Origin of the sequence: Kitasatospora sp. NPDC091257 (assembly GCF_044757675.1) — a bacterium.
GTDB classification, from domain to species: domain Bacteria; phylum Actinomycetota; class Actinomycetes; order Streptomycetales; family Streptomycetaceae; genus Kitasatospora; species Kitasatospora lactacystinica.
Window position 1 is genome coordinate 1 of sequence record NZ_JBIVVI010000189.1, and the last position, 10,076, is coordinate 10,076.

Sequence of the window (10,076 nt, forward strand, 5' to 3'; positions counted from 1 at the left end):
CCCCGGCCGTGGTGGCCGGGGGCCCGGTGACGGGTCGGGAGCGGGCGGCTCAGTCCTCGGTGGGGACCAGCGCGCGGCCGCCGGAGCGCGGGCCGCGCAGGACGGCCAGCAGGGCGACGCCGATGCCGATCAGTGCCCAGACCACCAGGACCAGGATCGGTAGCCCCAGGTTGGTGGAGTCGAAGTAGGCGACCGACTTGGCCGCGCTGGTGCCGGCGCCGTTCGGGATCCACGAGCTGATCGCCCGCCAGAACGGCGGCATCATCGGCGCCGGGTAGACCCCGCCCGCGCTCGGGTTGCCGAGCACCACGAAGATCAGCACCGCGATGCCGATGCCGATGATGTCGAACAGGCACTGGAGCGCCATGGTGAAGGCGCCGACCGAGAACACCACCAGCGCACCGACGGCGCTCAGGCCGAGGATCGAGCCCGGCAGCGCGTCCAGCACCGGCCCGGCGATCACCGTGCCGAGCACGCCGGCGCCGATCGAGTACAGCGCGAGCACGCCGAGGCGGATCACCAGGCGGTGGACGTTGGCCGGCTTGGAGCCCGCGCTGATGCCCAGGATGGAGGCGACCAGGTAGCCGCCGACGCACCAGCCGATCACCAGGTAGAAAGCGGAGAGGCCGTTGGTGTCGCCCTTGGCGAGCGGCACCACGTCCTGGACCTTCACGGTGCGGCCCTGGCTCTGGTCGATCGCGGTGGTGATGGTCTCGGCGGCCTTGGCCGCGGACGGGCCGCGGGCGCCGCCGACCAGCAGGGTGTCCTGGGTGCCGGTCGGGTCCACGACCAGCGCCGCGTAGATCTTCTGGTCCTTGATCTGCTGGGTCGCCGTCTCGGCGTCCGGCGCGGTGAGGGCCTTGACGGCGTCGTTCGGCACCGACTCCAGCGCCCCGACCAGCTGGGGGGCGACCTGCGGCGGGGCGACCACCGCGATGGAGAGGTTCTGCGGGGCCGGCTTGTGCAGCGCCCCGATGTACGAGGTGATGAAGCCGAGCTGGAGCAGCAGCACGCCGATCACGAGCAGTGCCGCGCGCGGGGTGACCGCACTCTTCAGTTCGGCGAGGAAACCCTGCCCCGGGGCTGCCATCCACATCTCCTTGCGTAACGGGGGAAAACGGTACTTCCAGAACCGATACTTCATACCATGAAGTAGTTGGCTTGTCGTACCTCCCGCGCCGGGCCGCGGCCGGTGCCGCTGCGCGATACTGGCGCGGTGAGCGACGAGGATGCCCTGGTGGCGGTGGAGCGCGAGGTCGCGCTGATGTTCCGGCGGGGCCGGGCCAGAGTGGCGGAACTCTCACGGCGGGTGCACCCCGGACTGGAGGGGATGGCGTACAGCCTGCTCGGCTACGTCGAGCAGGCCGGGCCGGTGCGGGTGACCGACGTCGGCGTGCACTTCTCGATCGGCAAGGCGACGGTGAGCCGGCAGATCCGGACGCTGGAGGAGCTGGGCCTGGTGGCCCGGGAGACGGACCCGCTGGACCGCCGGTCCGCGCTGGTCTCGCTCACCGAGGACGGGCGGCGGCGCTACCTGGCCGCGCAGGGCGTCCGGATGCGGCGGGTGCGCGAGGTGATGGACGGCTGGTCGCCGGAGGACGTGACCCGCTTCGCGGAGCTGCTGCACCGCTTCAACGACGTGCTGGGGGAGCCGCCGGCCGAGTGACCGGCGGTGGTCGCGCAGGCCTCCGGGGCCCGTGGGCGAGGGCTTTACTTTCCCTTGAAGAAAGTTGCCTAATTCAACCATCCAGTCTTATGGTTGCTTACGGCAACGAAATTTCATGATCCGCGTATCCCGCGCGCTCGCCGAAGGACCCAGATGACCGTGACCACCGAGGCCGCGAGCGGAACCGCCGCAGCGGCCGACAGTCAACAGATGACGCACCGGCAGGTGATGGAGGCGCTCTCCGGCCTGCTGCTCGGCCTCTTCGTGGCCGTGCTCTCCTCGACCGTCGTCTCCAACGCCCTGCCGCACATCCTCGCCGACCTGCACGGCGGCCAGTCCGCGTACACCTGGGTGATCACCGCGGCCCTGCTCACCCTCACCGCCTCCACCCCGATCTGGGGCAAGCTCTCCGACCTCGTCAGCAAGAAGCTGCTGCTCCAGATCGCCCTGCTGATCTACATCGGCACCTCGGCGCTGGCCGGCCTCTCGCAGAACACCGGCGAGCTGATCGCCTGCCGCGCGCTCCAGGGCATCGGCGCCGGCGGTGTGGTGGCGCTCGGCCAGATCTGCCTGGCCGCGATGGTCCCGGCGCGCGAGCGCGGCCGCTACAGCGGCTACTTCGGCGCGGTCTTCGCCCTCGCCACCATCGGCGGACCGCTGATCGGCGGCGTCATCGTGGACACCTCCTGGCTCGGCTGGCGCTGGTGCTTCTACGTCGGCATCCCGTTCGCGCTGGTCGCGATCCTGGTGGTGCAGCGCACCCTCAAGCTTCCGGTGGTCAAGCGCAAGGCGAAGATCGACTACCTGGGCGCCCTGGTCATCACCGGCTCGGTCAGCCTGCTGATGATCTGGATCACCCTGGCCGGCAAGAACTACGCCTGGCTCTCCTGGCAGACCGCGGCCATGGTCGGCGGCGGCGTGCTGCTGGGCGCCCTGGCCGTCGTGATCGAGCGCCGCGCCGCCGAGCCGATCATCCCGCCGAGCCTCTTCAAGCACCGCACCGTCACCCTGGCCGCGCTGGCCAGCGTGCTGGTCGGCGTCGGGATGTACGGCGCGACCACCTTCCTCAGCCAGTACTTCCAGCTGGCCCGCGCCAAGTCCCCGACCATGGCCGGCCTGATGACCCTGCCGATGATCCTCGGCCTGGCCGTCTCCTCCGCGGTCGTCGGCCGGCTGATCACCAAGTACGGCAAGTGGAAGGCCTACCTGGTCTCCGGCACCGCGCTGCTCGCCGTCGGCTTCGCGCTGCTCGGCACCGCCCGGGCCGACACCAGCTACGTGCTGCTCTCCGTCTACATGGCGATCACCGGCGTCGGCCTCGGCCTGACCAGCCAGAACCTGGTGCTCGCGGTGCAGAACACGGTGCCCCGCAACGAGCTCGGCGCGGCCAGCTCGGTGGTCACCTTCTTCCGCACCATGGGCGGTGCGATGGGCGTCTCCGCGCTCGGCGCGCTGATGTCCAACAAGGTCTCCCACTACCTGGCCGAGAACCTGGCCGCGGCGCACGTCCCGGCGTCGCCCGCGGCCTCCGGCGGCGGCATCCCGGACCTGGCCAAGCTGCCCGCCCCGATCGTGCCGCTGGTGACGGACGCCTTCGGCCACGGCGTCGGCACCATCTTCCTGTGCGCCGCCCCGTTCGCGGCACTGGCCTTCGTCACCGTGCTGTTCATCCGGGAGACCGCGCTGAGGACCACCACCCAGGAGAGCTGACCGGCCGCCGGGATACGCGAACGGGCCGGGGAGTGCGAAGGCACTCCCCGGCCCGTCGTGCCGGGTGCGGCTACTTGCCGGCGATCAGCGACAGCCCGTAGAGGACGGCCCCGCCGCACAGCGCGAAGCAGACGCAGGCGCCGGCCAGGGCGATCCTGCCGCCGCCCGCGGCCCCGGCGCCCCCGCCCTCACGGGCGGCGACCAGGGCGGCCTCGCGGCGGGACAGCGCCAGGATGCCGAGCGCGAAGACGCAGACGACGGCGACGGTGATGCCGAAGCTGAATCCGGCGGTCTGGGCCAGGGCGTTCCACTTGATGTGCATGGTGAGTGCTCCGGGGCGTGTCTTGTGGGTTTTGTCGGATCAGGGCGCGGCGTTGGGGTGCGTGCATCGCAAGGCGGAGGAGGGAGCCACTGCGGAGCATTGGCGACCGACGACAACGCGGCGAGGTGTGTGCCCCAACGCCGCGGACCCGGCGGGAATTGTCAGACACGCCCTGGCATGAGCGAAGGCCCGCCCCCGGTCGCAGGACCGGGGGCGGGCCTTCCACGGACGTGTCCTCAGAGCTCGCGGACACCCGCCCGCCAGACCGCCGCCGTCAGCGGCACTCCCGGCCGGTAGGCCAGGTGGACGTGCGAGGGCGCGTCCAGCAGCAGCAGGTCCGCCCGGGCCCCGGGCGCGACCACGCCGACGTCCGTGCGCCGCAGCGCCCGGGCGCCGCCCGCGGTGGCCGCCCAGACCGCCTCGTCCGGGGTCATCCCCATCTCCCGCACCGCGACCGCGATGCAGAACGCCATCGAACTGGTGAAGCTGGAGCCCGGGTTGCAGTCGGTGGACAGCGCCACCACCGCGCCCGCGTCCAGCAGCCGGCGCCCGCTCGGGTACTCGGCCCGGGTGGAGAACTCCGCCCCCGGCAGCAGGGTCGCCACCGTCGCCGAGCCCGCCAGCGCCGCCACGTCCTCGTCCGTCAGATGGGTGCAGTGGTCCGCCGAGGCGGCCCCCAGTTCGACGGCCAGTTGCACGCCGGGCCCGTACGAGAGCTGGTTGGCGTGCACCCGGGGGGTGAGGCCGCGCTCGATGCCGGCCGTCAGGATCGCCCGGGCCTGCTCCCCGTCGAAGGCGCCCTTCTCGCAGAACACGTCCACCCAACGGGCGTGCGGGGCGCAGGCGTCCAGCATCTCGCCGGTGACCAGGTCGACGTACCCGGCCGGGTCCCCGGCGTACTCGGGGGCGACCACGTGGGCGCCCAGGTAGGTGGTCTCCGGAGTGTGCGCGGCGGCGATCCGCAGGGCGCGCGCCTCGTCCTCGACCGTCAGCCCGTAGCCGGACTTGCACTCGATGGTGGTGGTGCCCTGGCGCACCGCCTCCCGGACGAACCGGGCCAGGTTGGCGTCCAGTTCGGCGTCGCTCGCCGCCCGGGTGGCCGCCACCGTGGTCCGGATGCCGCCCGCCGTGTACGGCTGCCCGGACATCCGGGCGTTGAACTCGGCGGTGCGGTCGCCCGCGAACACCAGGTGGGCGTGCGAGTCGACGAAGCCGGGCAGCAGGGCCCGGCCCCCGGCGTCGAAGCGCTCGTCCGCCGCCGGGGCGTCGGCCGCCGGGCCGACCCAGGCGACGGTGCCGCCGTCGACCACCACGGCCGCGCCGGTCAGCAGGCCGAGCGGCCCGGTGCCCTGCCCGGGGTCGTTGGTGACCAGGCTGCCGATGCCCGTGATCAAGGTGGTCCTGGGGTTCCTGGTGGTCACGACAAGGCCTTCCGAAGGGGGTTCAGGGAACGGGTCAGCAGTCCAGCGCGCCGATCGCGGAGCGCAGCGCGCCCGGCACGTCGGCCACCAGCCGGTGCACGCCGTCCCGGACGACGTGCCGGCCGCCGACCACGACGTGCCGCACGTCCGCCGCCGAGGCCGCGAAGACCGCGATCTCGGCGCCGAGCCGGGGCGGCGGTCCCGCCGTGCGGACGGTGTCCAGCGCGATCACCGTGAAGTCGGCGAGCGCCCCGGCCTCGATCCGTCCGGCCTCCGGCCAGCCGAGCGAGGCGTGGCCGTCCTCGGTCCCGGCCCGCAGCAGCGCGTTCGCCGTCCAGTGGCCGCGGGTGCGGGTGCGCAGCCGCTCGTCCAGCTCCAGCGCGCGGGCCTCCTCGAACGGGTCGATCACCGCGTGGCTGTCGCTGCCCAGGGTGATCGGGGAGCCCGCCGAGGCCAGCCGGCGGGCCGGGCCGATGCCGTCCGCGAGGTCCCGCTCGGTGGTGGGGCACATGCAGACCGTGGTGGAGGAGTCGGTGAGCAGCCGGACGTCCTCGTCGGTCAGGTGGGTGGCGTGCACGGCCGAGGTGCGCGGGCCGAGCGCGCCGTGGTCGGCGAGCAGCCTCGTCGGGGTGACGCCGTGCGCGGCCAGGCAGGCGTCGTTCTCGGCGGTCTGCTCGGAGAGGTGGACGTGCAGCGGCGCCCCGCGCACCGACGCCCAGTGCGCGACGGTGCCCAGCTGCTCGGCCGGGACGGCCCGCACCGAGTGGACGGCGGCGCCGATCCGGGCGTGCTCGCGCGGCTTGAGCGCGTCCGCCCGGACCGCCCAGGCCTCCGCGTCGCCGTCGCTGAACCGCAGCTGCGGCTTGGTCGGCTCGGCGCCGAAGCCGGAGGAGAGGTAGCAGGTGTCCAGCAGGGTGATCCGGATGCCGGCCCGGGCGGCGGCCTCGATCAGCGCCTCGCCCATCGCGTTCGGGTCGGTGTAGCGGGCGCCGCCGGGCGCGTGGTGCAGGTAGTGGAACTCGCCGACGGCCGTGATGCCGGCCAGCGCCATCTCGGCGTAGACGGCGGTCGCGAGCTCCAGGTAGCGGTCCGGGTCCAGCGCGCCGGCGAACCGGTACATGGTGTCGCGCCAGGTCCAGAAGGTGCCGGAGCCGACCTGGACGTGCCCGCGCAGCGCCCGGTGGAAGGCGTGCGAGTGGGCGTTCGCCTGACCGGGCAGCAGCAGCCCGTCGAGCCGGACGGCGTCGGGCGGGCAGGGGCCGCTGTCCGGGGTGACGGCGGCGATCGTGCCGCCGGGGCCGGTGGTGATCAGCACGTCCGGCTCGACCACCGGCCCGTTGTCGTGCGGCAGCCAGGCGTACTGCGCCCAGTAGCGCACGTGCTCGTTCACTGGCACGCCAGGTCCTCCAGTACGTCGGCGAGGGCGGCGACCCCGGCCAGGCAGTCGGACTGCTCGGCGTGCTCGGTCGGGGAGTGCGAGACGCCGGTGGGGTTGCGCACGAACAGCATGGCGGTCGGGATCGCGGAGGCCAGGATGCCGGCGTCGTGTCCCGCGCCGGTGGGCAGCACCGGGGCGTCCAGCAGCTTGGCCAGCCGGTCGCGCAGCGGCCCGTCGAAGTCCACCACCGGGGTGTAGGACTCGCGGGTCAGCTCGACCCGGACGCCGTCGCGCTCGCCGCGCTCGGCGGCGGCCCGCTCGATCTCGGCGACCAGCTCGGTCAGGGTGCGCTCGTCGGCGGCCCGGGAGTCCAGCCAGCCGCGCACCAGCGAGGCGATCGCGTTGGTGCCGTTGGGCTCCACCGCGACCTTCCCGAAGGTGGCCAGCGCGCCCGCCAGCTTGGCCTTCTTGCGGGCGGCGAGCACGGTGTTGGCGTAGGTCAGCATCGGGTCGCGGCGGTCCTCGATCCGGGTGGTGCCGGCGTGGTTGGCCTCGCCGTGGAAGTCGAACCGCCAGCGGCCGTGCGGCCAGATCGCGCCCGCCACGCCGACCGGCTGCCCCTCGGCGAGGCAGCGGCCCTGCTCGACGTGGAGCTCGACGAAGGCGCCGATCCTGGCCAGCCGGTCGTCGTCCGCGCCGATCGCGGTCGGGTCGTAGCCGGCCTTCTCCATCGCGTCGGGCAGCCGCAGGCCGTCGGCGTCGCGCAGCTCGTACGCGGCCTCGCGGGACAGCACCCCGGCGGTCAGCCGGGAGCCGATGCAGGCCACCCCGAACCGGGCGCCCTCCTCGTCGCCGAAGTTGACGATCGCCAGGGGCCTGGTGAACTCCGTTCCCCTGACGCGCAGTTCGTCCAGCGCGGCGAAGGAGGAGACCACCCCGAGCGGGCCGTCGAAGGCCCCGCCGTCCGGGACGGAGTCCAGGTGGGAGCCGGTGACGACCGCCCCCTGCCCGTTCGGGTCGCCCAGCCAGGCCCACTGGTTGCCGTTGCGGTCCAGCTCGTACGTCAGGCCGCGGCTGCGGGCCTGCTGCTCGAACCAGGCGCGGCACTCGGCGTCGGCGGAGTTCCAGGCGAAGCGGCGGTAGCCGCCGGAGGAGGCGGAGCGGCCCACGGGGAGCAGCTCCGCCCACATCTCTTCGAACGACGGAACCGTCACAGCTCACCCATGGGGACCCGCACGCCGCGCTCGTCGGCGACCTCGACCGCCCGGTCGTAGCCGGCGTCGACGTGCCGGATGACGCCCATGCCCGGGTCGTTGGTGAGCACCCGGCGGATCTTCTCGCCGGCCAGCGGCGTGCCGTCGGCCACGGTGACCTGACCGGCGTGGATCGAGCGGCCGATGCCGACGCCGCCGCCGTGGTGGATGGAGACCCAGGAGGCGCCGGAGGCCACGTTGACCATGGCGTTGAGCAGCGGCCAGTCGGCGATCGCGTCCGAGCCGTCCAGCATCGCCTCGGTCTCCCGGTACGGGGAGGCGACCGAGCCGCAGTCCAGGTGGTCGCGGCCGATGACGATCGGCGCGGACAGCTCGCCGGAGGCGACCATGTCGTTGAAACGCTCGCCGGCCTTGTCGCGCTCGCCGTAGCCGAGCCAGCAGATGCGCGCGGGCAGGCCCTGGAAGTGCACCTTCTCCTGGGCCATCTTGATCCAGCGGTGCAGCGACTCGTTCTCCGGGAAGAGGTCGAGCACGGCCTTGTCGGTCTTGGCGATGTCCTGCGGGTCGCCGGACAGGGCCGCCCAGCGGAACGGGCCCTTGCCCTCGCAGAACAGCGGGCGGATGTACGCGGGGACGAAGCCGGGGAAGGCGAAGGCGCGGTCGTAGCCGGCCAGCTGGGCCTCGCCGCGGATCGAGTTGCCGTAGTCGAAGACCTCGGCGCCGCGGTCCAGGAAGCCGACCATGGCCTCGACGTGCTTGGCCATCGACTCGCGCGAGCGGGTGGTGAACTCCGCGGGCTTCTCGGCCGCGTAGGTGGCCATGTCGTCGAAGGCGACGCCGATCGGCAGGTAGCTCAGCGGGTCGTGGGCGCTGGTCTGGTCGGTGACGATGTCGATCGGCGCGTCCATCGCGAGCAGCTGCGGGAAGAGCTCGGCGGCGTTGCCCAGCAGGCCGATGGAGAGCGGCTGCTTCTTGTCGCGGGCCGCGGTGGCCAGCTCCAGCGCGTGCGCGAGGTTCTTGGCCTCGACGTCCAGGTAGCGGTGCTCGATCCGGCGGGAGATCCGGGACGGGTCGCAGTCGATGCAGATCGCCACGCCGCCGTTCATGGTGACGGCCAGCGGCTGGGCGCCGCCCATCCCGCCGAGGCCGGCGGTGAGGGTGATGGTGCCCTCCAGCGAACCGTTGTACCGCTTGTTGGCGACGGCGGCGAAGGTCTCGTAGGTGCCCTGGAGGATGCCCTGGGTGCCGATGTAGATCCACGAGCCGGCGGTCATCTGCCCGTACATGGTGAGCCCGAGGCTCTCCAGCCGGCGGAACTCCTCCCAGTTGGCCCAGTCGCCGACCAGGTTGGAGTTGGCGATGAGCACGCGCGGCGCCCACTCGTGGGTCTGCATCACGCCGACCGGCCGCCCGGACTGGACCAGCATGGTCTCGTCCTGCTTCAGGCCCTCCAGCGTCCTCACCATGGCGTCGAAGGAGCGCCAGTCCCGCGCGGCCTTGCCCGTGCCGCCGTAGACCACCAGCTTGGACGGGTGCTCGGCCACCTCGGGGTCGAGGTTGTTCATCAGCATCCGCAGGGCCGCCTCCTGCTGCCATCCCTGCGCCGTCAGCCCCGTCCCACGCGCCGCGCGCACCTCACGCGGCCCGCTCGCCTGCTGCACCATAGTTCGGCCTCCCTGCGGATGGATTCATTCAAGCTATGTTCGATTGAATATAACTAAACAGTCGGCTTTCGACCAGACCCCGAAACCATCCGATCAACGCCCGAACCGGAACGCCTGTCGCCAGTAGCCTGCGACCGGAAGCGTCAGCCGATCGGCCCAGCGGAGGACGCCATGGCAGCTGTTCCGGCACGCTCCGGCAGGCTGCGTCGCACCGCCGAAGAGGTCGAGCGGCGCACCGGCCTGCGGGTCGAGATCATCGGCGGCGTCCTGCACGGCACGTACGGCGAGGCCGTCCCGCTGCCCGCGCCGCCCGCCGAGCTGTCCACCTCCGGCCTTCCGCTGTACGCGCCGCGCGGCCGGGTCAGGCCGCCGCGCCGCCGTCCCAGTCGATGCCGATCTCGGCGAGCCAGCGGCGGTCGTCGGCGTCCGGGGCGGGCGGGGACGGCGGGCGGGGGATGTTCTGGACGGGGCCGAGGCCGTACTTCTCGGCGGCCGCGACGGCGCGGGCGTCGGGTTCGATGACGCCGACGTGGACGGCCGACTCGTCGCCCGGGTCGAGGACGGTCAGTTCGGGTTCGGGCAGGCGCCGCAGGGTGACGCGGCGTCCGCAGGCGGGGCAGGACCATTCGTCGGCGCCCGAGGAGAGGCGGGCGACGAACTTCATCTCGTGGATCACGTGCATGGGTGGCACCCCCTGCAGG

At 72.9% G+C, this 10,076-nt stretch carries 9 protein-coding genes; 2 read left to right on the forward strand and 7 right to left on the reverse strand.

Annotated features, from left to right (window positions below; all coding sequences use genetic code 11):
* Positions 1-49: 49 nt before the first annotated feature.
* On the reverse strand, positions 50-1,090 hold the full coding sequence (locus tag ACIQOV_RS11890) for a DUF3533 domain-containing protein (protein WP_401047692.1): 1,041 nt from the start codon (positions 1,088-1,090) through the stop codon (positions 50-52).
* A gap of 126 nt (positions 1,091-1,216) precedes the next feature.
* Between ACIQOV_RS11890 and ACIQOV_RS11895 the strand changes: the two genes are divergently transcribed.
* Both ACIQOV_RS11895 and ACIQOV_RS11900 read left to right on the forward strand, forming a co-directional pair.
* Positions 1,217-1,666 (forward strand): MarR family winged helix-turn-helix transcriptional regulator, encoded by a 450-nt coding sequence (locus ACIQOV_RS11895; RefSeq protein WP_380550118.1) that lies wholly within the window; start codon positions 1,217-1,219, stop codon positions 1,664-1,666.
* 153 nt (positions 1,667-1,819) lie between these two features.
* Positions 1,820-3,376, forward strand: a complete 1,557-nt coding sequence (locus tag ACIQOV_RS11900; RefSeq protein WP_359904454.1) for an MDR family MFS transporter — start codon at positions 1,820-1,822, stop codon at positions 3,374-3,376.
* A 70-nt stretch (positions 3,377-3,446) separates the two neighbouring features.
* Here the strand turns inward: ACIQOV_RS11900 and ACIQOV_RS11905 are convergent, their stop codons facing one another.
* The 6 genes from ACIQOV_RS11905 to ACIQOV_RS11930 all read right to left on the reverse strand — a co-directional run.
* Positions 3,447-3,698 carry a hypothetical protein gene (locus ACIQOV_RS11905; protein ID WP_401047695.1) on the reverse strand — a complete coding sequence of 84 codons (252 nt, stop codon included), beginning with the start codon at positions 3,696-3,698 and terminating at the stop codon, positions 3,447-3,449.
* Positions 3,699-3,934: 236 nt separating this feature from the next.
* A complete protein-coding gene (gene hutI, locus ACIQOV_RS11910) occupies positions 3,935-5,119 on the reverse strand; it encodes an imidazolonepropionase (protein WP_401047697.1) in 1,185 nt (394 codons plus the stop codon).
* A 34-nt stretch (positions 5,120-5,153) separates the two neighbouring features.
* Complete coding sequence (locus tag ACIQOV_RS11915) at positions 5,154-6,515, reverse strand: formimidoylglutamate deiminase (RefSeq protein WP_401047699.1); 1,362 nt, start codon at positions 6,513-6,515, stop codon at positions 5,154-5,156.
* Positions 6,506-7,687, reverse strand: coding sequence for an allantoate amidohydrolase (locus ACIQOV_RS11920; protein WP_401047705.1), 1,182 nt, complete (start codon positions 7,685-7,687; stop codon positions 6,506-6,508). Before ACIQOV_RS11920 ends, ACIQOV_RS11915 begins: the two co-directional genes overlap by 10 nt.
* A 20-nt stretch (positions 7,688-7,707) precedes the next feature.
* Entirely contained in the window at positions 7,708-9,375 is a 1,668-nt protein-coding gene (gene hutU / locus ACIQOV_RS11925; protein WP_359906110.1) for a urocanate hydratase, read from the reverse strand.
* A 361-nt stretch (positions 9,376-9,736) separates the two neighbouring features.
* The coding region (locus tag ACIQOV_RS11930) for a hypothetical protein (RefSeq protein ID WP_401047702.1) at positions 9,737-10,076 on the reverse strand (340 nt) is incomplete at its 5' end.